Source organism: Chitinophaga tropicalis, assembly GCF_009758205.1.
Taxonomy (GTDB): domain Bacteria; phylum Bacteroidota; class Bacteroidia; order Chitinophagales; family Chitinophagaceae; genus Chitinophaga; species Chitinophaga tropicalis.
This window is the reverse complement of record NZ_WRXN01000002.1, coordinates 454,335-481,134: the sequence shown is the minus strand read 5'-3', so window position 1 is coordinate 481,134 and position 26,800 is coordinate 454,335. Positions and strand designations below refer to the sequence as shown.

The following is a 26,800-nucleotide window of genomic DNA, read 5'->3' as shown; positions in this document are numbered from 1 at the left end:
CAGTCATACTTTTACAGTTGAGATGTTTACCCATCCTCCCCAACTCCAGCTATCCATTCCTCTCAGCCCGGCAGGCACCAGCATGATGCCGTCAGGTAATGATCCATGTATTGAAAGTGGAAGCGAATATGCTTTACCATCAGATTTAACAGTAACTATATCCCCCTCCTTCAACCCTGCCCGTTCTGCATCGTGCCTTGAAAGGGAGATGTAAGGGGCGGGCGACTGTGACGCTATCCCTTCCGTATACACGCTGAGCTCACCTGAGCCGAAAAGGTGATACTGCGGCAGCAGCAGCCACTTGTCCTGTCGGGCTGTAAAAGCATCAGGTATATCGCGGGAGAAAACAGGTGTTACTCCCGTCTGCTCAGCCAATCGTACGCCGGGTTCACCACCTTTCAGCGAACCGCCGGTCTCCAGCTGGAATTTGTTCACAGACTGACCTGAGTTCCACCCCGGCGCCCAGAAGAAAGGGATCAGCGGCGAAGGCGCTGGCCCCCTGTATCCTTCCATGGTATACGAAAGCGGTGAATCATCGTCCTGCAAAGGCTTTGGCTCACTCACATCTATATTGGCCTGCATAGCAGTACGGCCACTGTAACGGTGCGATTCCCGCGGAATACGGGCGCCATGAAAACGGAAATCATGTGGCGGGGCCGACCTGGAAATACCCTTGAATTGAGGGAATTTACTTTCCAGGGCCTGTAATATCTCGTCCGGATGCTTCTCATGACCGTTGCCGGCAGTCGTCTTCAATGACCGGATCTCTGACAGCCATTTAAAGCTTTCCCTGACCTCACTGTTGGCAGGCATGAACACCTGGCTGCTGCATTGGGCACGGGCCTCATTATTGACAAAAGTGCCGTCTGCCTCCGCAAAAGTAGCCGCAGGGATCAGCACATCAGCCCTTTCAGTGGTACGGTTATGCAAGGTGTCAAGCACCACAACATTCTTACAGCTGCTGAAGAAAGCATCTGCCTGTCCGGCCGGGACAGAACGGTATAGGTCATTCTCCAGTATAATGGCTGTAACATTGGATGAACGTTCTGCACTGGTGATCGCCTTCTCAAAAGAAGACGACCGCATCATAGCCAACCCCAGGCTGTTGCAGTCCTGCATTACAAAAGCCAGCCCGGCTCTCTTCTCAGTCAGGTCCAGCGCGGCTGCAATGTCAAATGCTGCCCTGACCAGGGCATTGTTCCAGCAGGAAGTCCCTGTAATGATCACAGGATGTTTGGCTTGTTGCAATGCCCTACTGATATTCATAGCCTGGGTCCTGACAGCATCGGTAGCATCAGGCACCTCCGGCAGTGAGGGATTGAGTATATGAGCAATGGCAAATCCCAGGCGGGCCAGATCGTCCGGAGCTGCCCGCATGGTAGAAGCAGATATTTCATCGAGCGGAGATGCCGTAACGGTCATATTGGCCAGGAACCCTTTTGCATCCTGTACCAGCTCTCTGACTGCCATATCATGCCACAGGGGAATGGCTACCTGCTCCGTTGTATGAGTGGCGGCAGTTTTCATAACAGACTGCCTGACGGCCAGCGCCATTACAGGGGCCGTATTCCAGATATCTTCACCTAGTATAAGCACTGCATCTGCCTGCTCAATTTCTTTTAATGAAGGTGTATGAATAGCGCCTGACAACAGTATATCTACTATCTTCTGCTCTATGTATACAAGATCGTCAGGTATGCCCTGGTAGAAATTTTCCTTCCCTACAAGGTCCATCAACGCATAGTTGCTTTCAAGGGATGCTCTCGGAGAACCAATGCCTATCAGCGTATGACCGGATAGCAATGTGCTCATATGCTGCATCAGCGTAGCACGGTTTACGGCTTCAGACTGCCGCTTGCGGATAAGAGGCTGTGTTACCCGGTTCTCACTGTTCACAAATTCATACCCGAAACGCCCCTTATCACACAGAAAGTAACCATTCACCTCACTGTTATACCTGTTTACAATATTGCGTAGCTGCCCATATCTTTCACCGGCAATAACATTACATCCCAGGCTGCAATGCTGGCAAACCGCCGGGGCATTGGTAAGGTCCCACTTCCGGGTATAATGTTCCTTTAATGTCTTATCTGTAAATACACCTGTAGGACATACCTCCACCAGGTTACCGCTAAACGGACTTTGTAATACACCGTCCTTTTCCCGGCCGAAATAAACATGGTTATGAGCAGAGAATACATTGAGGTCTTTCCCTCCTGCATAATCCCTGTAATAACGTACACAACGGTAACACTGTATACAACGGTTCATTTCATGGTTAACCAAAGGCCCCAGGTACTGGTTGGTATAGGTACGCTTTTTATATTCATAGCGACGGTAATTATGCCCCGTCATAACAGTAACGTCCTGCAGATGGCAGCATCCGCCTTCATCACACACGGGACAGTCATGCGGATGGTTGGTCATCAGCCATTCTATTACCTGCGACCTGAAAGTAGTAGCCGTTTTATCATTGACAGATAACCGCAAGCCATCCTTCACACTTTCCATACAACTCATCACTATCCGTCCACGGGTATCCTCTTCATCTTTGAACACCTTTACCGCACACTGGCGGCAAGCCCCCACACTTCCCATGGCAGGATGCCAGCAGAAGTACGGAAGATCAAGGCCCAGGCTCAGACAGGCCTCCAGCAGGTTCTTACCTGCTTTTACTTCGAAAGCTTTATTATCTATATAAATTGTAGGCATGGTAAATAGTAGTTTATACGCTCAGTCTGTCTGCCACAGGCAGGCAGACAAAAATCTAAGCCGGTCTTTATTAGTCATACGGACATTTTTTATGTTCAATATGCTTTTCGAAATCATCCCTGAAATATTTTAATGCGCTTTGCAATGGCTCCATAGCTCCAGGCGCCAGCGCACAGAACGTACTGCCCGGCCCAAGTAGCTGCGTATGCATATCCAGCAGCTCAATATCTTCTTTCTTACCCTCGCCTTTTTCGAGAGAGAGCAGCAGCTTCTCTACCCAGGGCAGGCCCTCACGGCAGGGAGTACACCAGCCGCAGCTCTCCTGTGCAAAGAAGTGTTGAAGGTTATGTACAAAACCAACGGGACAGGTGCCGCTATCCATCACTATCATCGTTCCCGTTCCCAACCGGCTGCCGGCGGCAGCAACAGATTTATAATCCATTTTGATGTCCAGGTGCTGCGTGGTAAGAAAGTCTGTCGATGCACCGCCGGGCAACACACCCTTCAGCTCAACGCCATCTTTCATTCCTCCCGCATGCTCCTCTATCAGCTCCCGCATAGTAACACCCATAGGAAGCTCCCATACACCGGGCCTCTTCACCTTTCCACTTACACCATACAGTTTTGTACCGCCATCCTCACTATAGCTCAGCCCCTTGAACCACTCTATGCCGTTATTGACGATATGTGGCACACAACAAAGGGTCTCTACATTATTGACAATCGTAGGTTTACCAAACAGTCCGCTGATCTGTGGAAACGGGGGCTTGGCCCGCGGAGTGGCGCGTTTCCCTTCCAGGGCATTCAGCAAAGCAGTTTCCTCTCCGCACATGTAACGCCCCACACCTGTGTGCAGGTGCATGTCCAGGTGAAATCCGCTGCCCAGTATATCTTTGCCCAGGTAACCGGCATCGTATGCCTCCTGTATGCTTTTCCGTATCAGATCTGCCGCTTTATGATAAGCCCAGCGTAAGAATACGTAAGAGATATTTGCCTGTATGGCATAAGCAGCCAGGATCATTCCCTCAATCAGCTGATGCGGATTGCCTTCCAGCAATAGTCTGTCCTTAAATGTGCCGGGCTCCATTTCATCTGCATTACATATCAGGTATTTTGGAGAAGCAGCCTCCTCTCCCATAGGTATAAGGCTCCATTTTATACCGGTATTGAAACCTGCACCTCCTCTCCCTTTCAGGTTACTGTCCTGCACCAGCTTCTGAAGTGCAGCAGGCGTCATACCGCTGCATACTTTGCGCAGAGCGGTATATCCGCCTGTCATCTCGTATTCTTTGAGATTCAGGGCCGGCCGGTCCGGGTGAATATTCCTGGTAAGCGGGCGTTCCATGGTATTACTCATATTTTTTTAAGATATCGTCCAGCAATGCGGGTTCCACATCCCTGTAAAGGTCTTTATCTATCATCAGGGCCGGCGCATGATCACAGCAACCCAGGCAAACGTTAGGCAGCAACGTAAAGCGGTTATCGGCAGTTGTTCCTCCCATACGTATATGCAGCTTATCTTCCAGCAGCTTATGCAGACGGGGGTATCCCATTACATAGCAGGAAATACTGTCGCACAGCAGGATAACATGCCGGCCTACAGGCTTACGAAAAATGAGATTGTAGAAAGTGGCTACACTGTCTACTTCCGCCGGACTGATCTCCAGGTAAGCTGCTATTTCCTCAACACTTTCATCGCTGATCCACCCACGGTGCTGCTGCACAATCTTCAACGCCTCTATCACACTTGCCTTTTTATAAGGCACAAGTGCTATTTCATGATCTATGGCCTGTTTTTCTGTTACTGAAAGCATAAGCGTTTTGTTTTACTATCTGTCTATCTATGTCCGCAAAATCATTCGCGTTGCTGCTATTTTTCTTTACTGTTTACATAAGTGTTCTACATTATTATCTATCTATCTGTCTATATCTGCCAGCACATAATCCACACTACCTAATATAGAGAGAAGGTCAGCCACAGTATAGCCTTTACTGATATACGGCACCATCTGCATATGCGCAAATGACGGAGTGCGTATCCGCGTACGGTAAGACGATGTATTACCATCGCTGACCAGGTAATAACTGTTAGCTCCTTTTGTAGCCTCTATGCAGCTCATAGCTTCTCCTGGTGGAATAACAGGCCCCCAGCTTACGTTAAGAAAATGGTTGATGAGCGTTTCTATGTCCTGCATGGTATGCTTTTTAATAGGAGGCGTAGTGAGAGGATGATCTGCCTTATAATTTCCCTCCGGCATATTATTTAGACACTGTTCTATAATGCGCAGGCTTTGCCGCATCTCCTCCACTCTCACGAGTGAGCGGTCATAACAGTCGCCGTTCTGCGCAATAGGAATATCAAAATCAAACATTTCATAGCCTGAATAAGGCCGTTTCTTACGGAAGTCCCACTCAAAACCACAGGCCCTGAGCCCAGGCCCTGTCACTCCCCATTCAATGGCTTCCTCCAGTGTGTACACGCCTATGCCCCTGGTTCGTGCCTTAATAAGACTGTTGCGGAGCACCATATCGTTATACTCCTTCAGATGTTTGGGGAAATGGGTTACAAACTCACGTACCAGCCTGTCCCATCCTTTGGGAAGGTCCTGTGCCACACCGCCGATACGGAACCAGTTGGGGTGCATACGGTCTCCGCAAACAGCTTCAATGATATCAAATATCTTTTCCCTTTCGGTGAACATGTAGAACACGGGAGATAATTGACCCAGGTCCTGTGCAAACGTGCCGAACCATACCAGATGGCTGTTTATGCGGAACAACTCGCACAGCATAACCCGTATCACTTTCACTCTTTCGGGTACTTTTATACCTGCCATTTCTTCTACTGCCAGCAGGTAAGCCAGGTTGTTCATTACACCACCCAGGTAATCTACACGGTCTGTATAAGGAATATAGGTATGCCAGCTCTGACGTTCCCCCATTTTCTCCGCTCCGCGGTGATGGAAGCCGATTTCCGGTACGGCGTCAACGATCTCCTCTCCTTCCAGCTGCAGAATAATGCGTAGTACGCCGTGTGTGCCAGGGTGCTGCGGACCAATATTCAGGAACATAAAATCTGTATCCTCGCCCTGCGATTGCAGTCCCCACTCTTCCGGTTTGAAGCGCAGCATTTCCTGTTCCAGGTCCTGCTTCTCATCATACAGGTGAAAAGGGCCCATTTCAGTGGCTCTGGCCGGATGTTCTTTACGGAGGGGATGTCCTTCCCAGGTGAGGGGCATCAGTAAACGCTGTAAGTGAGGATGACCTTCAAAACGGATACCGAACATATCATACACTTCGCGTTCGTACCAGTTAGCATTTTGGAAGATAGATGTGATGGAAGGAAGGGATGGGTAATCGCCGGATAGTGCTACTTTAAGCCGGATGAAGTTATTATGTCTGAAGGAGAAGAGATGGTAAACTACGGTGAAGTCTGCAAGGGTGAAGGTCTCTTTTCCGGCCCGGTCCCGTTCGTCTATTCCACATAGATCGTACAGTAACGGATAATGATTTGATTTCAGGTACTGGACTACCGGGACAATATTTTCCTTGCCGGTCCAGAGGGTAAGCACCCCGTCGGCGGTAACCTGATGCCGGAATACGTCCGGGCCAAAGCGTTCAATCAGGTCTGAAGAAATATGATCTGCATACTGCATATCTTTACCAGTTTATATTTCATCGATCCCTCTGAAAGAGGTCATCTTGGTTCGTTCTTCGCGTCTGCCTTCTTTCATAGAAAGCATATGTGGTTTTATAACGCCCTGTTCTCCGATGGTCCAGCTCAATGGCCGCGCTTCTTTTCCAACAGCATCGGCAAGTAACATAAGGCCCTGCATAAAGGCGTCCGGCCTAGGCGGACAACCAGGCACGTACACATCTACCGGCAGGAATTTATCCACGCCCTGTACCACACTGTAGATATCATACATACCACCGCTGTTGGCGCAGCTTCCCATAGAAATGACCCACCGGGGTTCCATCATCTGTTCATGAAGCCTTTTGATGATAGGTACCATTTTAACGAAAACGGTTCCTGCAATGACCATCACATCTGCTTCACGTGGCGTACCACGTATCACTTCAGCGCCAAACCTGGCTACATCGTATTTACTGGTAATGCTGGTAGCCATCTCTACAAAACAACAGCTCAATCCGAAATGGAATGGCCACATGGAATTTTTACGGCCCCAGCCCAGAAGGTCCTGTACGGTTGTCAGCATAATACTTCTGCTGACAGCTTCTTCCATAGTACCGTTCCCATTCCCGTTCCCGGAAATATGACCGGACTGATCGCCTGCTTTACTTAGCCACCATTTCATTTTGCTGTTGTTTTAGTTTTAAGGCTTTTAATATTTTTTTGGCGTCTGCCCCGATGTTTAATGCGCCAATGCCCCATTCATAGATCAGTACAACCACCAGTTGCCCGATAAAGAATGCAGCGCCGAGATAGCCTGCCCATCCCAGGTCATAGAAACCCAGTGCCCAGAGCATAATGAAAACGGCTTCGACATCAAAAATGACGAATAACATGGCTACGAGGTAGAATTGTACGGGGAATTGAAGTCGTGCGGATCCGGTCTGCTCTATACCGCCCTCATAAGGTTTACTGGTAGCGCGGTCATTGTGATGCTGCCCCAGTATATAAGATAAGATAAGGATAGCGGCGAGTAATATCACCACAAGGCCTGTATAGAGCAGCAAAGGCCATAAGGGAACATCTGGAATTCCATTTCCCATAACGTAAAATTTTTTCCCGTAAATGAATACAATACGGATTGTGCTTCAGTCTGCCCCATTGTAAAACGGACAAACTATTTCCGAGAGAAAAATTCAAACTGATACACTACCGTATTCCGTTCTTTGCTAAAAAAGAAAGATGGTTGTAACGTCGTCGTACAGTCTTACGTAACGTGCTCTAGCTAATGATGTAATGTTCGAGGTTCTGAATGATGAAGTCTTTGTTGCTGATGACATGTTTCACAATGTCACCGATGGAGATGAGGCCGGTCAGCTGATCATTTTCAATAACGGGGAGATGGCGGATGAACTTATTCGTCATCAATTGCATGCAGTATTCAACTTCTGTATCAGGTGTGACAAATACCGGGCTGTCGGTCATGATGTCTCTGACAAGAGTCTCTTTAGAGGAACGTCCTTTCAGGATAACTTTGCGTGCGTAATCCCGTTCAGTGAATATGCCTATCAATTTTCCACTTTCGTCCACTACTACAAGTGCGCCTAAATTCTTTTCTTCGAGTACTTCCAGTGCTTCGTACACGGAGCAGGTGATGCAGATCGTGTAAACCATGTTTCCTTTTATTTGCAGGATATTTCTAACAGTATCCATAACAAAATATTTAAGGAAGTAACTATACCATTAAGTTAGGCTTTTTTTAAATAAAAAAAAATTATGCCGTTGACGGTAGTACCGGGATCCGATCTCTTTTGCCTGCTGCTGGCTTAATCCCCTCGTCAAAAAAGGCTGTCAAAAAAATACCTTTCTCGCAGTCAGAAGTCCCTTCTCTTATAAAAAAACGCTATCTCCAAAGTAAAAAGCTTTTAATCAACCCGCCTCTGGCGGGTTGACCTACACCTTCAAAAAGACGGCCCTGCCTTCCGCGGGGCCGTCTTTTTGGGCAATTTTCCATATTGAATGATGAGGTAAGCTTATTCTTTAGGGAAGCCAGGATTAGACTTTACTTCTTCTATCTGTCTGGTATGCCTTGCACTATGTGCCGCAATCAGCAGTAAACTCTGATATCCATCTACTTTACCCGTAGGAAAGTCGCTGATATGATCACGAAGATTATTCAGATCGGCACTCTTGATATAATCCAGGACAGGTTGTCTGCCTGCAGTAAAATCAGCAAGAGCAATTTCTGCGCTGGTATATTTTCCGGAAGGCTGCAACTCTTTAGGAGCTTTGAATTTTTCTGTACGATCGGTGATATTTTTGATCAGATCTGCATCTGAGGCTTTGATTTCTGATTTCAGAGCAGGTTGTGCAGGTTTTTCCATCTCTTTCTGTCCCATGGTAAAAAGCAGCTTTTCCGCTGCCACAATATGCTCCAGGCATTGAGCTATAGACCATTTGTCCTTTGCGGGGCTGAACTTCAGCTGTGCCTCATTTAAACCGGCAACAGCATTCTTCAGGTTTTCTGCTGTTTGATTATAATATTGCAGTAAGAACTCCCTGCTGCCATCAGCACTGGCTGTTGCCGGCTGACTTTCCAATACAGTTTTCAGCTTACCCAGCCCGGTTTGCAGATCATTGCCGATCATTTCTTCCATATTCATGCAAAGCAGCATCAGGTTCATAGGATAATTCATATGTCCGTTAAAGCCCCATTTCACTTTAGTCTGGTTGTCGCCCGCTGCTTCAGTGATCATATAAGCAGGTTCAGTTGCCTCAAACGGCTTATAAAAACGGAGCTCATAATCTATACGCTCTCCCTCTGCTATTTTTTTGATCTCCTGCTCTCCAACACCAACCTCTTTGTTACCCTCCCAGCGGGATACAAATCCTACGGTACCATCTGTACCCCTGTAGGATTTTTTCATAGTAGGGTCCATCATGGCCCATTTACTGTAGTTATCCTGGTTTTTCAGATACTTTACATAATCAAAAACCTCCTGTTTGGGTTTGTTGATCACGATTTCCCTTTCAACGGCATAGTCTTTCTTTACAAATAATGCTACTAACAATAGAATGGCAATGAGGATGCCCAGTACAATGAAGATTTTCTTTACAATTTTCATAATGTTGGAATTTTGGTTGTAGGAAAAAAAACAGGGAGTTAAAGTTAACTCCCTGAAGCATATGGTTTACTTACTTTTTTCTAGTGCCTGTAAAATATCATCCAGTATGTCCTGCACGTTTTCCAGGCCGACCGATATTCTTATCATGCCTGGTGTGATCCCTACCTGCACCCTCTCGGTATCCGTCAGCTTGGCATGTGTGGTGCTTGCCGGATGGGAAGCAATACTTCTGCTGTCTCCCAGGTTGGCCGTCAGCGTAAGCATTTTCAGCGCATCCAGGAAACGGGTGCCGCTCTGCAATCCTCCTTTCAGCTCAAAGCATACAATACCTCCGCCGCCACTCATCTGCTTTTTAGCAATAGCATGCTGTGGATGGCTTTCCAGCATAGGATATTTCACCCATTCCAGCAACGGATTACCTTCCAGCGCTTTAGCCAGGGCCAGGGCGCTTTCAGAATGACGGGCCATGCGGATATGCAGGGTCTCCATACTTTTACTCAGTACCCATGCGTTGAACGGAGACATCGCGGGTCCTGTGCTCCTGCAAAAAGCATAGATCTCTTTGATCAGGTCTGCACGTCCAACTACAACGCCACCCAGTACACGTCCCTGCCCATCCATCCATTTGGTGGCGGAGTGGGTAACGATATGTACGCCATGTGCAACAGGACGCTGTAATACAGGCGATGCAAAGCAGTTATCAACGTTGAGGATAATGTTATGTTTATTGGCAATGCCGGCCAGCAGGTCCAGGTCAATGATCTCCAGGCCCGGGTTGGACGGCGTTTCTACGAAGATCATTTTGGTATTGGGCTTTATAAGCGCCTCGATACCAGCCGGATTGTTAATATCAAAGTAGCTGTGCTCAATGCCCCATTTAGGCAGATATTTGGTGATCACCGTATGGGTAGAGCCAAAGATAGAGCTGGCGGAAAGCAGGTGATCGCCTGTTTTCAGCAGTGCCATGAAACTGGCAAAGATCGCACTCATACCGGATGAGGTGGCATATCCGGCCTCAGCTCCTTCCAGTGCACATACTTTCCTTACAAACTCGTCCACATTAGGGTTACTGAAACGGCTGTAGATATTATTATCTGTTTCATCCGCAAATGTGGCCCGCATTTCTTCCGCATTATCATAGGTAAAACTGGAAGTGAGGAAAAGCGGGGTGGAATGCTCCATCTGCCATGTTTTTTCGGTCTGTATCCTGACTGCATTGGTTTCCGGCCGGTATTGATCTTTCTCCATCTTTTGCTGGTATATTAATGTTAATTATTATTTCTTGATTGATTGACATAGTCAAGTTATTGCTTGACATTGTCATGTAAAAACGGCGAATTACTCATTCACCCTGGTTTCCCAGGTAAGGTCCCCACCTGCGCGGCGTAAAGTTTCGGCAACAGAGCAATATTTGGTCATAGAGAGTTCTACCGCTCTTGTTGCTTTGTCGGGGTCCAGGTTAGCACCTTTCAGGTGGAAGATGATATGTACTTTCTCCCAGATAGAGGGTTCTTTCCCTTTTTCGCGTTCACCATCAACTTCAATACGGAAGTCAGTCAGCTCCTGGCGTTGTTTCTTCAGGATCATTGCTACGTCTATGGCCGAGCAGCCGCCCAGTCCCATCAGAAGCATCTGCATCGGTCTTACGCCGTTACCTTTCCCGCCGTTTTCAACGGAAGAATCCATCAATACTTTGTGCCCGCCGGCATCAACAGCTTCCATGTTGAATGAATCATCAATTCTCTGTAGTGATATCTTCATTGGATCTAAAAATTAGATACCAAAGATACTTAGTGGGGAATCAAATCCCAAATGACGGTGGTTAGGGGGCCCTATCCGGTTGCCAGTTTAAATTCTTTTGCGGCCGCAGGCCGGGAAAGCGCCCTCAAAAAAGCGCATTAAATATGATATAAAGTCCCCAACTGCTATGCTACCTGTTCTCACATCATTATGGATTCAGTATTTTTTCCCTTAGATTTGCGCAAATTTTTCCGGGGCTTTGGCGGCACAGATCTTTCATAGCAAACAGGCATTTATTTTAGAATCCGGCATTACCTTGCCGGAACTGCATATTGCTTATCACACTTACGGCAAACCAGATAAGAACGGTAGCAACGTTGTATGGATATGTCATGCACTGACAGCCAATTCCGACGTAGCAGACTGGTGGCAGGGCCTCATAGGCCCTGGCAGGGCCATAGACCCTGAACGTCACTATATCATATGTGCCAATATACTTGGCTCCTGCTATGGAACGTCCGGTCCCCTTTCCACTGATCCCGCCACCGGACAGCCTTACTATTATTCCTTCCCGCAGGTAACCGTCCGCGACATGGTACAGGCGCACGTACTTCTGCGTAAACACCTGGGCATTGAACAGGTAGCGTTGCTGATGGGAGGTTCTATGGGCGGCTACCAGGCCCTGGAATGGGCATTACTGGAACCGGAAAATATCAACCGCCTCTGCCTGATGTGTACCGGCGCCTCTGAAAGCGCCTGGGGCATAGCGATTCATACTGCCCAGAGACTGAGCATTGAAGCTGACAGCACCTGGAAAGACAATAGCGCCGCTGCCGGCGCCGCAGGCTTAAAAGCTGCCCGTGCACTCGGCATGCTCACTTACCGTAACTACCAGACGTTTGTACGCACTCAGTCTGATCCTGACAAGGAAAAGACTGACAATTTCCGGGCTTCTTCCTATATCAACTACCAGGGAGATAAACTGGTAAAACGCTTCAACGCGCAATCTTACTGGCTGCTTACCAAGGCAATGGACAGCCACAACATAGCCCGCGGCCGGGAAACCGACCTTGCCGGAACCCTGGCCCTCATTTCCCAGCCTTCCCTGATCATCGGTATCACGAGCGATGTGCTTTGTCCGCCGGAAGAACAGGTATTCCTCTCCCGCTACATTCCGAATGCCACCTACCACGAAATAGACTCATCTTACGGCCACGACGGCTTCCTGATCGAGTTTGAGAAAATAGGCAGCATCCTGGGAAACTGGCTTGATTAAAACACCTGACCTACGTTATCATAGCTGAAAGCCGGCCACTGGCCGGCTTTTGCATTGAATATAACCCCATTTTAACAAGGTTAAAATCCGATTAAAAAGGCCTTAAAGTTCCTTAAGCCATAAGAATATCCATTCCTCTGATTCTATATTTGTATCCGTAATTGCATGAAAAGGATATTTGCCTATATATTACTCTTTATTCACATCAATACAATGATGTTCGTCCCGGTAGCGGATGAGAAAGACGTGTATGATGCATACGGAAGACAGATAGGTGATATTAATACTGTTTTTGACTTTGTGGACCAGGTCCTGCTGGGTAACAGCAACGTGGTGATAGAAGATGAGGATGATGATATGGCCCACTACTTTACCGGAAGCTATGGCATTACCTGTTATCTGCATCAGCAGGAACAGTTTACCATCACCCGTAAAGAGCCTACAGCCAGGGAACTGGCAGTAGCCTACCCCTTGTTGCCGGTACAAAAACCCCTTACTATGGCGTACGATATACTCACGCCGCCACCAGAAGCCTAAGCATATTTTATAACAATTCTGCACATGAATGGCAGCCTGAACGGTTGACAATGAACATTCTTTGTGCCTTATTGTTGATGTTTTTACATATTATTTAAAAATCAGTATTAAACGAACGTAAATGTTAAACAGGGATTTTAACCTGGCAGCCTTCTATCGGACCATTACCTGCTGCTTCTTACTGTTGCTTGCCTGTGCCGGGGTACATGCCCAGGATACCACGCATATCACCCTGCAACAGGCAGAACAGCAGTTCCTGGAGAAGAATCTTGAGCTGCTTGCAGAGAAATACAATGTATCCATTGCCCGCGCCCAGATCATACAGGCACGGCTATACAATAATCCAAACCTTACATTCAGCGGGAACCTTTACAACCCTGACAGGAAAAAGTACTTCGATATCAGTAACAGGACCGGTCAGTATGAAGTGGCCATCCAGCAGATGATCTCCCTGGCAGGTAAAAGGAACAAATCAGTAAAACTGGCACGTACCAACGCAGAGATGGCAGACAATGCCTTCTTTGATCTGCTGCGTACACTGCGTTTTACACTCCGTAGTAATTTCTACCAGGCCTATTACCTGCAGAATTCCATGCATGCCTACGATGTACAGATAGCTGCACTGGAAAAAATGGACGGCACCTACAATGACCTGCAGAAGAAAGGGCTGGTTACATTGAAAGATGCTATCCGCCTCCGTTCTCTCTTATACAGCCTTAAAGCAGAAAGAACTACCCTGGCCAACCAGGTGAACGATATCGAATCAGAGCTCCAGCTGCTGTTACAGAACAACCATTCCTGGTTTGCTCCTGATATGCCGGACAGCGCGCTGGTTGCACAGCCCATACGGCAAACCAGCCTGCAAACACTGGTAGACAGCGCCTACCTGAACCGTCAGGACCTCCAGCTGGCTCAGAACAGCCTTCGCTATACAGAACAGAACTACAGCCTGCAGAAAGCAATGGCTGTACCTGACCTCTCACTGGGCGCCAGCTTTGATAAAAGAGGCAGCTTCGTGGATAACGCTACCTTCCTGAACCTGGGGATAGACCTCCCCTTCTTTAACAGGAACCAGGGTAATATCAAAGCCGCGAAATATTCTGTAGACCAGTCAAAACTCCTGGTACAAAAGCAATCTCTTACAGTGGAGAACGAAGTACAGACCGCTTATGTAAAAGCGCTGAACACAGATAAAATGCTGGAATCGGTAGACCCTGATTTCCGCAAACAATCAGAACAACTGCTGGGCAGCATTACCGAAAACTTCCTTAAAAAGAATATCAGCCTGCTGGAACTAACAGACTTCTACGATTCTTATAAAGAAAATGTCCTGCAGCTGAACCAGTTGCAGAACGACAGGATGCAGGCCATCGAAACGCTGAATTTTGCCATCGGTAAAACTATGTTCAATAACTAATCATCATAACTGACAATACTCATGAAACCTTTTGTGATATACCTGCTCCCTGTAGCCTTCGGTTGCCTTCTGTCCGCCTGCGGCACTGACAAAGCAGAAACAAGGAAAGACGACACGTCTGAGACAGACAGCCTTTATAAACATGTGGAGACCGCACCAGCCGTGTTTGAACAACCTTCAGAAAGTATCAAGCTGAATGGTAAGATAGAACCGGATGAAAGCAAAGAAGCCAAAGTATACGCGCTGGCAAGCGGTAAGATCAAAAGCGTACAGGTAGAGCTGGGCGACTATGTAAAACAGGGACAGGTACTGGCCGTACTGCAGAGCGGCGAAGTGGCCGGTATCGCTAACGACGTATCTGTGGCGGAATCCAACGTAGAGCTGGCCCGTAAGAACGTGGAGACACAGAAATCCCTCTTTGAAGGAAACCTGGCCACACAACAGGAATACCTCTCTGCCCAGGTAGAGCTGAAGAAAGCCCAGTCCGAACTGAACCGCGCAAGACAGGTAGCCTCCATCACCGGTGGCAGCAACGCTGTTTATACGCTGAAAGCGCCTATCAGCGGTTATGTGATCGAAAAGAACATCTCCAATAACTCTGAAGTAAGACAGGATAACAGCACCAACCTCTTTACCGTGGCAGACCTTTCTACAGTATGGATCATCGCCAGTGTATACGAAACAGATATTGCCAATATCCGTTTAGGCGATGAGGTGAAAGTAAGGACATTCTCCAATCCCGATAAAGATTACCTGGGTAAAATAGACAAAGTCTATAATGTGCTTGATCCCTCCAACCGTACCATGAAGGTTCGTATCAGCATGCCTAATACGAACAATGAGCTGAAACCGGAAATGTTTGCTACCGTGAAGGTGAGAACAGCTCCGGGCGACAGTATCCTCAGCATCCCTGCAAAGGCAATGGTGATGGACAACAGTAAGCAATATGTGATCGTGAAGAAGAGTAACGGACTGGAAATAAAACCCATCACCGTATTGCGCAGGATCGAAGACCGGGCATTTATTACCGGCCTCAGCGAAGGAGAACAGGTGGTGACCAGCTCTCAGGTATTTTTATACGATGCACTCAATGTTAAATAGTTAACGGGATCTCATGCAGAAAATCATTAAATCAGTTATAGCCTTTTCCCTGAAGAACAGGCTCTTCATCGGGTTTGCCACTATTGTGCTGATCGTATGGGGAATCATAGCCTTCAGGAATATACCCATCGAGGCCTTCCCCGATGTGACCAATACCCAGATCACCATTATTACACAATGGCCCGGCAGAAGTGCAGAGGAAGTAGAGAAATTTGTGACCGTGCCCATTGAAGTGGCGATGAATCCTGTACAGAAGAAAACATCTGTACGTTCAACCACCGTATTCGGCCTTTCTGTTGTAAAAGTGATCTTTGACGATAATGTGGATGACGCCTTTGCCCGCCAGCAGGTAAACAACATGCTGCGCGATGTGGAAGTACCCGATGGCGCAGAACCTGACGTACAACCGCCTACCGGTCCTACGGGAGAGATCTTCCGCTATACCCTGGAAAGCAAGACCAAGACCGTAGCCGAACTGAAAACCTTGCAGGACTGGGTGATAGAACGCCGCCTGTTGAACGTACCGGGTGTGGGCGATGTGGTAAGTTTTGGTGGTGAAGTGAAGACATACGAGATCAAGGTAAATCCGCAGAAACTGGCCTCTTATGATATTGCGCCGCTGGACGTATACAATGCCGTATCCAAGAGCAATATCAATGTAGGTGGCGATGTTATCGTAGATAACTCACAGGCCTATGTAGTACGTGGTATCGGTTTGCTGAACAATGTGGAAGAGATAGGTAATATTATTGTAGACAACGTGAACGGTACGCCTATCCTCGTAAAAGACCTGGCAGAAGTAAGCATTTCCAGCCTGCCCCGCCTGGGACAGGTAGGTCGTGATAAACGTAATGACGTAGTGGAAGGCATCATCGTGATGCGTAAGGGAGAAAATCCCAGTGAAGTGATCAAACGCGTGCAGGACAGGATCACTTACCTGAATGAAAAGGTATTACCGTCAGATGTGAAGATCAACACCTTCTACAACCGTAATGACCTGATCGAATTCGCTACCCACACAGTACTGCATAACATGCTGGAAGGTATCATCTTTGTAACGGTGATAGTGTTCCTGTTCATGGCTGACTGGCGTACTACTGTGATCGTGGCAATAGTGATTCCGCTGGCCCTGCTTTTTGCATTCATCTGCCTGACGTTGAGGGGAATGTCGGCCAACCTGCTATCGATGGGGGCGATAGACTTCGGTATCATCATAGATGGTGCGGTGGTGATGGTAGAAGGCATCTTCGTGTTGCTGGACCATCGTGCCCACCAGGTAGGTATGGAACGTTTCAATAAGCTCTCCAAACTGGGTATGATCAAAGCCACAGGAGGCGAATTGGGTAAAGCCATCTTCTTCTCCAAACTGATCATCATTGCAGCCCTGCTGCCTATCTTCTCTTTCGAGAAAGTGGAAGGTAAAATGTTCTCTCCCCTGGCGTGGACACTGGGTTTTGCCCTGCTGGGCGCTTTGATACTCACGCTGACGCTTGTGCCGCTGCTCAGCAGCCTCCTGTTGCGCAAGAATGTGCGCGAAAGGCACAATCCTTTTGTGGAAGCCATTATAGGCGGAGTAATGAAGCTCTTCTCCTGGACTTACCACAAAAAACGCCTTACACTTATCCTCGCTACTGTACTGGTAGGCATAGGCTTGTTCAACTTTAAATTTCTGGGTAGTGAGTTCCTCCCCGAACTGGATGAAGGCGCTATTTACATCCGCGCTACCTGCCCGCTCAGTGTTTCCCTGGATGAATCCAAGGTACTGGCTAATAAGATGCGCCGGATCATCCTTGAGTTCCCTGAAGTAAGACAGGTAATGTCCCAGACAGGCCGCCCTAACGATGGTACAGACGCTACCGGTTTCTATAATATCGAGTTCCATGTGGACATATATCCCAAGAAACAATGGAAGAGCGGCCTCACCAAGGAAGAGCTGATAGACAAGATGCAGAAGCGGCTGGAAGTATACCAGGGCGTGAACCTGAACTTCTCCCAGCCTATCATGGATAATGTGGAGGAAGCTGTATCTGGTGTGAAAGGATCACTTTGTGTGAAGATCTATGGTGATAGCCTGGCTTATACGGAAGATAAGGCCAAGCAGGTATATGAGATCATGAAGAACATCAAAGGTGTGGAAGATCTTGGCGTGATCAGGAATATCGGTCAGCCGGAAATGCGTATAGAACTGGATGAGAATAAAATGGCCCTTTATGGTGTAACTACTGCCGATGCCAATGCCACTATCGAAATGGCCATAGGCGGTAAGGCCGTTACGCAGATATATGAAGGAGAACGCAAGTTCCAGCTCAGGCTGCGTTATGAAGAGAAATACCGTGATAACGCAGAGGCTATCAGCAACCTGATGGTGCCTACCCTGAGGGGAGCCAAGGTGCCGGTTAAGAACATTGCTACTATCCGTACGCTGACAGGGCCCAGTATCATCTTCAGGGACGATAACAGGCGTTATACCGCAGTTAAATTCTCTATCCGTGGCCGTGACATGGGGAGTGTGATTGCTGAAGCGCAAAGTAAGGTGGATAAGCAGGTGAAACTGGACAAAGGATATGAAATGCTTTGGGCGGGCGATTTTGAGAACCAGCAACGTGCAACCAAAAGGTTGACCCAGGTAGTGCCTATCAGCCTGCTGATCATCTTCCTGATCCTGTTTGTGATGTTCGGTAATGTCAAAGATGCAGGGTTAGTACTCATTAATGTACCTTTTGCTATCATAGGGGGGATAGCCGCCCTCCTGGTATCCGGTACTAACTTTAGTATATCTGCAGGTATCGGTTTCATTGCCCTTTTTGGTATCTGTATACAGAACGGGGTGATCCTGATAACGGTGTTCAAGAACAATATGCAGAAGGTGAAGAAGAGAGAATTCAATAAGCAAACGCTGGAGCTGGCTATCCGCGATGGTGTACGCACCAGGGTGAGGCCGGTAGTGATGACGGCGCTGATGGCGGCGATTGGTTTGCTGCCTGCAGCGCTCTCCAAAGGTATTGGTTCTGAAACCTCTAAACCATTGGCAATAGTGGTGATCGGGGGCCTTATAACGGCAACCGTGCTTACCCTGCTCGTATTCCCGCTGTTTTTCTATCTGGGCTATAGAAGAATGGGCCAGAAAATGGATTGATTTACCTACAACGAGTAACATACATGATAAAAAGTCGGTAGTTTGCTTTGGCAGACTATCGACTTTTTTTCTTACATTCCCTATAAAATTACCACGATCCCAAAGTCACCAAAATCACCACTGTATGAAGAACTGTTTACAACTGATCCTGACCTGTTTGTGCACCCTATTCTTACTGTTCAGCACATCTGCTGTAGTATACGGGCAGCAACAGACCATCACAGGTACTGTTACCAACAAAACAACAGGAGAGCCCTTAGCCGGAGTGAGCGTTAGCATTAAAGGCACGCTGGCCGGCACAATTACAGATGGCAGCGGCAATTTTAAATTCAACACCAGCCGCTCCTTCCCTTTCAGTATCGTGTTCTCCTCCGTTGGTTTTACCAGCCAGGACGTACAGATTACCAGTGCCAGTCCCCTTACAGTGTTGCTGGCACCTACAGACATACTGGGGGAAGAAGTGGTAATTGCCGCCAGCCGTGTTTCTCAAAGTATCCTGGAATCGCCGGTATCTATTGAAAAATTAAATACTACGGCTATACGGGAATCGCCAACTCCCAGTTTCTATGATGCCCTACCCTCTTTGAAAGGTGTGGAATCCAGTGTGCAGAGTCTCACTTTCCGCACTATCACTACCCGCGGTTTCAACACCAACGGGAACACCCGTTTCAACCAGCTGGTAGACGGTATGGATAACCAGGCCCCCGGCCTGAACTTTTCAGTGGGAAATATCGTGGGAATGTCTGAACTGGACGTAGCCAGCGTAGAACTGTTGCCGGGCGCATCTTCTGCACTGTATGGCGCAGGCGGTATGAACGGTACCCTGCTCATGACCAGTAAAAGCCCGTTTGAATACCAGGGGCTCAGCATGAAACTCCAGGCAGGCATCAACCACCTGGGTAAAGTGCAACAGAACAATGTGGGCTTCATCCCTGATGTTACCGCCCGTTATGCAAAAGCGCTGGGCAAATTTGCCTTCAAGCTCAACTTCGGGTTCATGCAGGCAGATGATTGGCAGGCTGTAGATTCTACCAACTTCGACAGGCTGAACCTGCGTACAAAAGCCGGTTTCTCTCATGCTACAGATCCTAACTATGATGGCGTAAACGTATATGGGGACGAGATCACCACAACTTTTGGCGCTACCGCCGGCTTGCTGAATGGCGTGGCCGTTTCCCGTACCGGTTACAGGGAAAAAGACCTGGTAGATTATAATACAAGAAGCATTAAAACAGGTGCTGCTTTCCATTATAAATTCACCGATAATATTGAAGCTATTGTTCAGGGTAACTGGGGAACAGGCACTACTGTATACACAGGCTCTGACCGTTATTCCCTTCGTAAGTTCAACGTAGGACAGTACAAATTAGAGCTTCGTGGTAAGCAGTACTTTGTCCGCGCATATACTACACAGGAACGTTCAGGGGATGCCTACAATGCTACAGCCCTGGGCACATTGCTGAATGAGACCTACAATCCCAGCGTGGTGAGGGATGCCAACGGGAATGTTACCGGCGGATGGTTTGCTGAATATGCTACTGTCTACAACCAGGCCCGCGCAGGTATTTTCCCTGGTGCTCCCGGCGCGAAAACAGACGCTCAGGCCCACGCTATAGCCAGGGCGTATGCCGACCGTAACCGCCTTACTCCGGGGTCAGCGCCGTTCAATACCGCTAAAGATGCTATCACCAGCAGGTATATCGGTTTTGGCACCAACAGGAACGGAGCCAAGTTCAACGATAAAACCAACCTGTATCACTACGAAGGTTTCTATGACTTCACACAGCATATCAAAGTGCTGGAGGTACAGGCAGGTGCGTCCTGGCGCCGTTATTCCCTCAACTCAGATGGTACTATCTTCGATGACGCCGATGGTACTATTCCTATCGACGAATATGGTGCATATCTGCAGGTAGGTAAAAAACTGGTGAAAGACAGGATCAAGCTGACGGCTTCCGTTCGTTATGATAAGAACGAAAACTTTGACGGCCGCTTTACACCACGTATCTCCGGTGTATTCACTGTTGCTCCCCGTCATAACATCCGCCTGTCCTTCCAGACAGCATACCGCAACCCTACCAACCAGGACCAGTACATAGATCTGCCAATCAGGGCTAATACCCGCCTGATCGGTGGCTTGCCTGAGATACTGACAAAGTATGACCTCTATAACACCAAAGGCTATACTCAGGCCAGTGTACAACGGTATGCTGCTACAGGAGATCCTACCCAGTTGCAGCTTCACACTTTTGGCAAGTTTCGCCCGGAAAGCGTGAAGGCATATGAAGTAGGTTATAAAGGCCTGATTAACAACCGCCTGCTGATAGATGCTTACTATTATTACAGCTCCTATACAAACTTCCTTTCCTACCTGGTGTTGTTGCAACCAACGCAACCACTGGCGCAGGACCCTTCTCTCAGCAGGGCCAATATCTTTGCCACTTATGTCAACAACCCTGCTGACGTAGTAGCACAGGGCGGTGCGTTAGGGCTGGATTACCTGATCAACACCTGGACAGTATCAGGTAACTTCTCCTATAACGACCTCACCAAAGACTCTGGCGACGGACTGGATAATTCCTTCAACACACCTAAATACCGTTTCAATATCGGCCTGTCTAACAGGAACGTATATAAGAATATCGGCTTTAACGTGATGTGGCGCTGGCAGGATTCCTTTGTATGGAATTCTTCCTTTGTAAGAGGTGCAGTTCCGGCGTATAGCACTATAGATGCACAGGTGAATTATAAAATGCCGAGGATAAAGACAACTGTTAAAGTAGGTGGTTCTAATATCACTAATCACTACTTCCAGACCTCTTATGGTAATCCGAAAGCAGGTGGAATTTACTATGTAGCATTGTTGTTTGAAGATCTGTTGAGATAATTAAGAATAACATTTACTTTAAAAGAACAGGCCGGATAGGAATATCCGGCCTGTTCTCTGCATATTATCTTTAGCCTTTACACAGTTATCTTAACACTCCCTCCTATTCTAATTAAATGCTTATAAATTTAAAGAAATAAGTTTATAGAAATTTATATCTCAACTTTTTCGACAGTCTCCGCAATAATCTTTATTAAACCGCCCGTAGAATTGGTCTCAATTATGTAGCAGTTTAATTGTATATGTTGAGGAAATTTTTTTTTCTTTCTATAAAATTCTACCAGATCTGGATCATCTAGGGGGGCAATGCCAGCAGTAAGGATAGATTCGTGGGCGATAATCCCAAAATTCATTGTTGCCTTAAATAAATAAACATCTTTAAATATGATTCTTGATTCAGGTTCATCATACCAATCAATGATCATTTCAATTGTATCAACATGCCCTGGATTACTCCTATCAATGTAAATACTTTTGAGTATAGAATCATGCCAGTAACAATCATCAAAGTTAAAATTCATAGAAGTTACTTTTACTTTCAATTACTTCTTTCCTATATTCATTCACCATGGCCATCTGTTAGGGAATAATTATCCGGCAATTAAAAATTTTGACAGCAAAATAATTGTTGACATAGGTATATAGCCAGAACAAGGTATGTATACAACAATGGTTGGTCCTATAAAGTCATTTATTATATTACATGAGACAAAAATAAGTATCGGACATGGCTATACTTATAACACATTGATGCTATAAATTAATGATTATGAAATTTGTTGTCTACATGTAGATGTTTGCTGGGTTAACATATAGGGTTCTTATTTAAAGACCTGTTGGAGGTTTAAAAATAACAACTCACCTTAAATCGACAGGCCGGACAGGAATATCCGGCCTTCTTTTTTCACGTTATAAAAAGACATGTCGACCGGACATGCTTTAAGCTGGTTGTCCCTGTTAAAGACAACTTAATGGCAGTAATTATTTTCTGATTTTCTGGATTATCATGGTATATACAAGCAGCAACTTATATTGTCAAATTTATGGCTTTGACAATTGGAACTATCCCCCTGAGTTTACGCAAAACAAGCAATTCTTAGCAGCTTCTTTCTTAATCTTTTCTTGTGGAGTATTTGTAACTCTTTTTGATAGTGCGAATATAAGAATTTCGTGCATGTTGGTGGTTATAGCACTTCCGTTGTATATTTTATTTATTTCGTGAAGCCCATTCTCTCAGCAACACAATTGCATCATACAACACCCCAGCCTCTCCCCTGAAGTCTCCTGAGCCTTTTGGTTCACCGGTACGTACGTCGTACCATTCGTAGAAACCTTTATTGGCCAGCACTCTGTCTATCATGGGCTGTAATTCATTATATGCCTCATTGATATACCCATATTGTATCAGCGCCTGTATCATACGTCCGCCAAACCAGGTCCAGTCGCCACCATTCTGGTATACATAAGGATGCATGTTAGGAAACTCTTCTGCAGGATATGGAGGGTATACTGTAATGCCGATGGTAGCATGTTTCTCTTTAGTTGCTGCAGTCAACATCTGCTGATTGATAACGGCGATTTCTTTTTTGTTATGTAAGCCCGCCAGTATAGCACAGGCAGAACCACCGGTGTAAAGGATCTGATCTTCATTGAATGACGCAGAGAACGGACTGCCATTGAGATAAAGATGAGGAATGTATTTCTGTGTATCAATCCGCCAGAGATGTTTGCGTACGTTCTGTTTAATTCTAGTGGCAGTTTGAGACCAGTTCCTGGAAGTTGTGTAGCCAGCGGGCTTCATCGCAATGAAATCATTGAGGGCAATTATAAACATAGCGTTGTCATAAATATCTATTGCCCATTTTGTTTTATCATTGATAGCTACTCCCCAACCTGTTTCGGGCTGAACATCTCCCCAATCTACAGTAGTGGCGCCTGTAACAAGTCCGTATTTGTCAGACCAGCGGTCTTTCATAATGTAATTCAGCGCATCTTCCATCCGTTGAAAGACGGTCTTCTCCCCTACTTTCTCCAGCAGGAAAGTTTTATCTCCCGTAGCGTCAACATATTTCCTGATGGCTTGTACGAGGGATGATTCCTGGTCTGTTTCAACTGTGTTCTTATGAGCAGCCCATCCCGGAGCCATGTCTGTATAACGGTAAGGATAGCCTGCATAGGCTTTTTTAGCATCTATCATGCCGTCAACAATATCTCCTTCCGTTCCCTGCATACGGAAGAAAAGCAGTAGCATCTCCTTTACCTTTTCAGGAGGATGTACTTTTAAAGAGCCCTTAATGAAGGTGTTGAAATCCCTGATCCAGACTTCCCCATAAGAAGTCCCGGCAGAAAAGCCGGTTAACAGGCGCAGGGCGCGGGCCTGTACGGTATCAAGACGGGAATCTGCCGTTATCCTGGCAGCCAGCTGCCTGGGCTGTGAGAAAGAAACGTGGAATGTAATGACTAAAATAAAAAGACCTGTAAGTTTCATATAAAAAGTATGTATGTACATGTAAATATAATAGGTTGTCTTTTAAAGACAAAATGTTATATCGGATCTCTATGATTCTTTATTATATTGGATATTCTTATTATTGGCGAAAGATATATATGTATGTACATTTATGATATTGGATTAATTCTATCTTTACGCCATGAAACCCATCTTCCCCACTACTTATTCTACCCTCTGCCCGGATGCCTTAGCCAGTTACCTTTCTTCCCACTACGATCATGGTATGATAAAATGCCGGTTTATTGTACGTGGTGTTGGTGATACCTATATGGCAGAAGCCCCGGACCAGAAATACATTCTGCGTATTTACCGTTCTACGCACCGAAGCCTGGAACAGATACAGGTCGAAACCGGATTACTGACGGCTTTACATACAGCAAATGTTTCTGTATCCTATCCTATTGCAGACCGGAATGGCAATATGATCCAGGAATTTGATGCAGCCGAAGGCCCGCGTTATGGTGTATTATTTTCCTTTGCTCATGGAAAATCTGTATTACAATTCAACGACCGGCAACTGCAGAGCCTTGGACGTGAAATGGCAGCATTTCACAATGTATCTTCTGTTATTCGGCCGGATGGGCAACGTTGGGCATTTGACCTGGAAAATACTCTTTTCAGGCCCCTGGAAATGACTAAAGACGCCTTTGCAGATAACCCGGATGACTATCTCTGGTTACAACAGGCTGCAAAAAAAGTAGAACAGAAATTGTCCGATACAGATACTTCCCGCTTTTCTTCCGGTTATTGCCAGTTTGACTTCCTGCCCAAGAATTTTCATTTTGATGAAAACGACCAGGTAACTCTTTTTGACTTCGATTTCCTTGGTTACGGCTGGTTGGTTAATGATATGATGACCTTCTGGACACATCTTACTCTTGATGTTTTCTTTAACAGGTTGACGCAGGAAACGGCCGACAGGTATTTCCAGGTATTCCAGGAAGCCTACAGGGAAGTAAGGGCTGTCAGTGAGGAAGAACTGGAAGTGATCCCTTATCTCAGCCTGGGATTCTGGTTATTCTATATGGGGTTTCATACTACTCATGACCAGTTTTATCCTGTTGTATTTCAACCGGCGCAATTAAAGATGAGAATGAATGTAATAAGGCAATTGATGGATAAATATTGGATATGATTTCCCCTGAAATAGACGACGTCCCGGATTCAGAACCCGGGACGTCTTGATTTGTTGTAACCCTCAGTGTATTTTACCCTGAAGTATCTTATTATACGTTAAAGCGGAAGTGCATTACATCACCATCACTTACCACGTATTCTTTACCTTCTATACGTAAACGGCCGTTGTCGCGACAGGCAGTTTCAGAACCGAATTTCACATAGTCATCATAAGCGATCACCTCAGCCTTGATAAATCCTTTTTCAAAGTCTGTATGGATCACACTGGCAGCCTGTGGCGCTTTCCATCCGGAATGAATGGTCCATGCCCTTACCTCCTGTACACCGGCAGTAAAGTAGGTGATCAGGTTAAGCAGGTTGTAAGCTGAACGGATCAGGCGGTTCAGACCTGGCTCTGTGAGATTATATTCAGAAAGGAACAGTTCTTTGTCAGCCGGATCTTCCATTTCGGAGATCTGTGCTTCGATGCTGTTGTTCATAACAATAACCTGGGCGCCTTCAGCTTTAACAGCTTCCTGTAGCTGCTGAGAGTATTTGTTGCCGGTCAGCATGGATCCTTCATCCACGTTGGCCACATACAATACAGGTTTCTCTGTGAGCAGGAACAGGTCAGCGATGGCGCTGCGGTCTTCCTTGTCCAGGCCCAGTTCACGGATGTTACGGCCTTTCTCCAGGTGTTCCTGGCATTGTTTCAGTATCTCAAATTCTTTCTTCGCTTTAGGATCGCCACCGGTTTTCGCCATTTTCTCTGTACGTGCAATCTTCTTTTCCACGCTTTCCAGGTCTTTCAGCTGCAGTTCGGTATCAATGATCTCTTTATCGCTTACAGGGTTGATAGCGCCTTCTTCCCTGAGAATATTATCATCTTCAAAACAACGGATCACGTGTACAATCGCATCTACTTCACGGATATTAGCCAGGAACTTGTTACCCAGACCTTCTCCTTTGCTGGCTCCCTTTACCAGGCCGGCAATGTCCACAAACTCTATGGTAGTAGGTACAACGCGGTTAGGTTTTACCAGTTCCTCCAGTTTAGACAATCTTGCATCTGGTACATCTACCAGGCCAACATTCGGTTCAATAGTACAGAAACGGTAGTTGCTGGCCTGCGCTTTTGCGCTGTTGCTTACCGCGTTAAATAAAGTCGACTTTCCTACATTCGGCAAACCAACAATTCCTGCTTGTAACGCCATTTTAAAAAATTTGCGCGAAGATAATGCTTTTTTGTCTTATAAAGACACCACTTGTGTCCGTTTCAGCCCGGAAGTACGGTGGACAGAGCAGGATGACTTTCCTCCGGGAAGTGATGTGGCGCTCTTCAGCAACAATTGTAACTTCAAACAGGATTATCTAACAGAAGTGTAAACCTATATCAGGACTATACCGTGGGGCACTTTAGGTACCGCAATACATACACTAAACATGCTTATGACTTGCTTGAAAGATACTTGAAACATGCTTGAAAGAGGAAGTTGAGGGGAAGAATCCAAACTATATTAATGAGGAAAACAGTCATAAAAAATAAACCTAAACATTATCAACTTTTTATATTAAATTTTTGCTATTAGATTTGAGACTCAATCATT

At 46.5% G+C, this 26,800-nt stretch carries 21 protein-coding genes; 8 read left to right on the top strand and 13 right to left on the bottom strand.

From position 1 onward, the window contains the following. Positions 1 to 3: 3 nt before the first annotated feature. The 10 genes from nuoG to GO493_RS07585 form a co-directional block, all read right to left on the bottom strand. The gene (nuoG, locus tag GO493_RS07630) at positions 4 to 2,712 is read right to left on the bottom strand and encodes an NADH-quinone oxidoreductase subunit NuoG (RefSeq protein WP_157305541.1); all 2,709 of its coding nucleotides are present in this window, start codon (positions 2,710 to 2,712) and stop codon (positions 4 to 6) included. Positions 2,713 to 2,782: 70 nt separating this feature from the next. Next, a complete protein-coding gene (gene nuoF, locus GO493_RS07625) occupies positions 2,783 to 4,069 on the bottom strand; it encodes an NADH-quinone oxidoreductase subunit NuoF (protein ID WP_232538784.1) in 1,287 nt (428 codons plus the stop codon). Then, positions 4,062 to 4,526 (bottom strand): NADH-quinone oxidoreductase subunit NuoE, encoded by a 465-nt coding sequence (nuoE, locus tag GO493_RS07620; protein WP_157305540.1) that lies wholly within the window; start codon positions 4,524 to 4,526, stop codon positions 4,062 to 4,064. The genes nuoF and nuoE overlap by 8 nt, the downstream gene beginning before the upstream one ends. A gap of 102 nt (positions 4,527 to 4,628) precedes the next feature. Beyond that, on the bottom strand, positions 4,629 to 6,368 hold the full coding sequence (nuoC, locus tag GO493_RS07615) for an NADH-quinone oxidoreductase subunit C/D (RefSeq protein ID WP_157305539.1): 1,740 nt from the start codon (positions 6,366 to 6,368) through the stop codon (positions 4,629 to 4,631). A 12-nt stretch (positions 6,369 to 6,380) separates the two neighbouring features. Continuing rightward, positions 6,381 to 7,031 carry an NADH-quinone oxidoreductase subunit B gene (locus GO493_RS07610; protein WP_198315609.1) on the bottom strand — a complete coding sequence of 217 codons (651 nt, stop codon included), beginning with the start codon at positions 7,029 to 7,031 and terminating at the stop codon, positions 6,381 to 6,383. Further along, complete coding sequence (locus GO493_RS07605; protein WP_157305538.1) at positions 7,012 to 7,449, bottom strand: NADH-quinone oxidoreductase subunit A; 438 nt, start codon at positions 7,447 to 7,449, stop codon at positions 7,012 to 7,014. Before GO493_RS07605 ends, GO493_RS07610 begins: the two co-directional genes overlap by 20 nt. 178 nt (positions 7,450 to 7,627) lie before the next feature. Continuing rightward, positions 7,628 to 8,059 carry a CBS domain-containing protein gene (locus GO493_RS07600; protein WP_157305537.1) on the bottom strand — a complete coding sequence of 144 codons (432 nt, stop codon included), beginning with the start codon at positions 8,057 to 8,059 and terminating at the stop codon, positions 7,628 to 7,630. Between the two features lie 320 nt (positions 8,060 to 8,379). Further along, entirely contained in the window at positions 8,380 to 9,471 is a 1,092-nt protein-coding gene (locus tag GO493_RS07595) for a DinB family protein (protein WP_157305536.1), read from the bottom strand. 66 nt (positions 9,472 to 9,537) lie between these two features. Further along, positions 9,538 to 10,719, bottom strand: a complete 1,182-nt coding sequence (locus GO493_RS07590) for a trans-sulfuration enzyme family protein (RefSeq protein ID WP_157305535.1) — start codon at positions 10,717 to 10,719, stop codon at positions 9,538 to 9,540. A gap of 90 nt (positions 10,720 to 10,809) precedes the next feature. Continuing rightward, a complete protein-coding gene (locus GO493_RS07585; RefSeq protein WP_157305534.1) occupies positions 10,810 to 11,232 on the bottom strand; it encodes an OsmC family protein in 423 nt (140 codons plus the stop codon). Positions 11,233 to 11,470: 238 nt separating this feature from the next. On the opposite strand from GO493_RS07585, the gene metX reads away from it, so the two are divergent. The 6 genes from metX (at position 11,471) to GO493_RS07555 (ending at position 21,565) form a co-directional block, all read left to right on the top strand. Continuing rightward, the gene (gene metX / locus GO493_RS07580) at positions 11,471 to 12,487 is read left to right on the top strand and encodes a homoserine O-acetyltransferase MetX (protein WP_157305533.1); all 1,017 of its coding nucleotides are present in this window, start codon (positions 11,471 to 11,473) and stop codon (positions 12,485 to 12,487) included. Between the two features lie 165 nt (positions 12,488 to 12,652). After that, a complete protein-coding gene (locus GO493_RS07575; protein WP_157305532.1) occupies positions 12,653 to 13,024 on the top strand; it encodes a hypothetical protein in 372 nt (123 codons plus the stop codon). A 121-nt stretch (positions 13,025 to 13,145) separates the two neighbouring features. Continuing rightward, positions 13,146 to 14,441, top strand: a complete 1,296-nt coding sequence (locus GO493_RS07570) for a TolC family protein (RefSeq protein WP_157305531.1) — start codon at positions 13,146 to 13,148, stop codon at positions 14,439 to 14,441. 21 nt (positions 14,442 to 14,462) lie between these two features. Continuing rightward, positions 14,463 to 15,542 (top strand): efflux RND transporter periplasmic adaptor subunit, encoded by a 1,080-nt coding sequence (locus GO493_RS07565; RefSeq protein WP_157305530.1) that lies wholly within the window; start codon positions 14,463 to 14,465, stop codon positions 15,540 to 15,542. A 13-nt stretch (positions 15,543 to 15,555) separates the two neighbouring features. After that, positions 15,556 to 18,678 (top strand): efflux RND transporter permease subunit, encoded by a 3,123-nt coding sequence (locus GO493_RS07560; RefSeq protein ID WP_157305529.1) that lies wholly within the window; start codon positions 15,556 to 15,558, stop codon positions 18,676 to 18,678. A 124-nt stretch (positions 18,679 to 18,802) separates the two neighbouring features. After that, a complete protein-coding gene (locus GO493_RS07555; protein ID WP_157305528.1) occupies positions 18,803 to 21,565 on the top strand; it encodes a TonB-dependent receptor in 2,763 nt (920 codons plus the stop codon). A gap of 152 nt (positions 21,566 to 21,717) precedes the next feature. Here the strand turns inward: GO493_RS07555 and GO493_RS07550 are convergent, their stop codons facing one another. Continuing rightward, a complete protein-coding gene (locus tag GO493_RS07550) occupies positions 21,718 to 22,086 on the bottom strand; it encodes a hypothetical protein (protein ID WP_157305527.1) in 369 nt (122 codons plus the stop codon). Positions 22,087 to 22,772: 686 nt separating this feature from the next. Beyond that, positions 22,773 to 24,053 carry a glucosidase family protein gene (locus tag GO493_RS07545; protein WP_232538783.1) on the bottom strand — a complete coding sequence of 427 codons (1,281 nt, stop codon included), beginning with the start codon at positions 24,051 to 24,053 and terminating at the stop codon, positions 22,773 to 22,775. A 163-nt stretch (positions 24,054 to 24,216) separates the two neighbouring features. Between GO493_RS07545 and GO493_RS07540 the strand changes: the two genes are divergently transcribed. After that, the gene (locus GO493_RS07540; protein WP_157305526.1) at positions 24,217 to 25,212 is read left to right on the top strand and encodes a phosphotransferase enzyme family protein; all 996 of its coding nucleotides are present in this window, start codon (positions 24,217 to 24,219) and stop codon (positions 25,210 to 25,212) included. A 91-nt stretch (positions 25,213 to 25,303) separates the two neighbouring features. Here GO493_RS07540 and ychF read toward each other — a convergent pair whose 3' ends face one another. Then, positions 25,304 to 26,407: a redox-regulated ATPase YchF gene (gene ychF / locus GO493_RS07535; protein WP_157305525.1), complete on the bottom strand. Its 1,104-nt coding sequence runs from the start codon at positions 26,405 to 26,407 to the stop codon at positions 25,304 to 25,306. Positions 26,408 to 26,417: 10 nt separating this feature from the next. Here ychF and GO493_RS07530 point away from each other — a divergent pair, with 10 nt between their 5' ends. Continuing rightward, on the top strand, positions 26,418 to 26,579 hold the full coding sequence (locus GO493_RS07530; RefSeq protein WP_157305524.1) for a hypothetical protein: 162 nt from the start codon (positions 26,418 to 26,420) through the stop codon (positions 26,577 to 26,579). Positions 26,580 to 26,800: the final 221 nt, after the last annotated feature.

Coding starts and splice junctions, on each gene's coding strand:
- nuoG (WP_157305541.1), bottom strand. CDS start 2,712: ATGCCTACAATTTATATAGATAATAAAGCTTTCGAAGTAAAAGCAGGT.
- nuoF (WP_232538784.1), bottom strand. CDS start 4,069: ATGAGTAATACCATGGAACGCCCGCTTACCAGGAATATTCACCCGGAC.
- nuoE (WP_157305540.1), bottom strand. CDS start 4,526: ATGCTTTCAGTAACAGAAAAACAGGCCATAGATCATGAAATAGCACTT.
- nuoC (WP_157305539.1), bottom strand. CDS start 6,368: ATGCAGTATGCAGATCATATTTCTTCAGACCTGATTGAACGCTTTGGC.
- GO493_RS07610 (WP_198315609.1), bottom strand. CDS start 7,031: ATGAAATGGTGGCTAAGTAAAGCAGGCGATCAGTCCGGTCATATTTCC.
- GO493_RS07605 (WP_157305538.1), bottom strand. CDS start 7,449: ATGGGAAATGGAATTCCAGATGTTCCCTTATGGCCTTTGCTGCTCTAT.
- GO493_RS07600 (WP_157305537.1), bottom strand. CDS start 8,059: ATGGATACTGTTAGAAATATCCTGCAAATAAAAGGAAACATGGTTTAC.
- GO493_RS07595 (WP_157305536.1), bottom strand. CDS start 9,471: ATGAAAATTGTAAAGAAAATCTTCATTGTACTGGGCATCCTCATTGCC.
- GO493_RS07590 (WP_157305535.1), bottom strand. CDS start 10,719: ATGGAGAAAGATCAATACCGGCCGGAAACCAATGCAGTCAGGATACAG.
- GO493_RS07585 (WP_157305534.1), bottom strand. CDS start 11,232: ATGAAGATATCACTACAGAGAATTGATGATTCATTCAACATGGAAGCT.
- GO493_RS07575 (WP_157305532.1), top strand. CDS start 12,653: ATGAAAAGGATATTTGCCTATATATTACTCTTTATTCACATCAATACA.
- GO493_RS07570 (WP_157305531.1), top strand. CDS start 13,146: ATGTTAAACAGGGATTTTAACCTGGCAGCCTTCTATCGGACCATTACC.
- GO493_RS07565 (WP_157305530.1), top strand. CDS start 14,463: ATGAAACCTTTTGTGATATACCTGCTCCCTGTAGCCTTCGGTTGCCTT.
- GO493_RS07560 (WP_157305529.1), top strand. CDS start 15,556: ATGCAGAAAATCATTAAATCAGTTATAGCCTTTTCCCTGAAGAACAGG.
- GO493_RS07555 (WP_157305528.1), top strand. CDS start 18,803: ATGAAGAACTGTTTACAACTGATCCTGACCTGTTTGTGCACCCTATTC.
- GO493_RS07550 (WP_157305527.1), bottom strand. CDS start 22,086: ATGAATTTTAACTTTGATGATTGTTACTGGCATGATTCTATACTCAAA.
- GO493_RS07545 (WP_232538783.1), bottom strand. CDS start 24,053: ATGAAACTTACAGGTCTTTTTATTTTAGTCATTACATTCCACGTTTCT.
- GO493_RS07540 (WP_157305526.1), top strand. CDS start 24,217: ATGAAACCCATCTTCCCCACTACTTATTCTACCCTCTGCCCGGATGCC.
- ychF (WP_157305525.1), bottom strand. CDS start 26,407: ATGGCGTTACAAGCAGGAATTGTTGGTTTGCCGAATGTAGGAAAGTCG.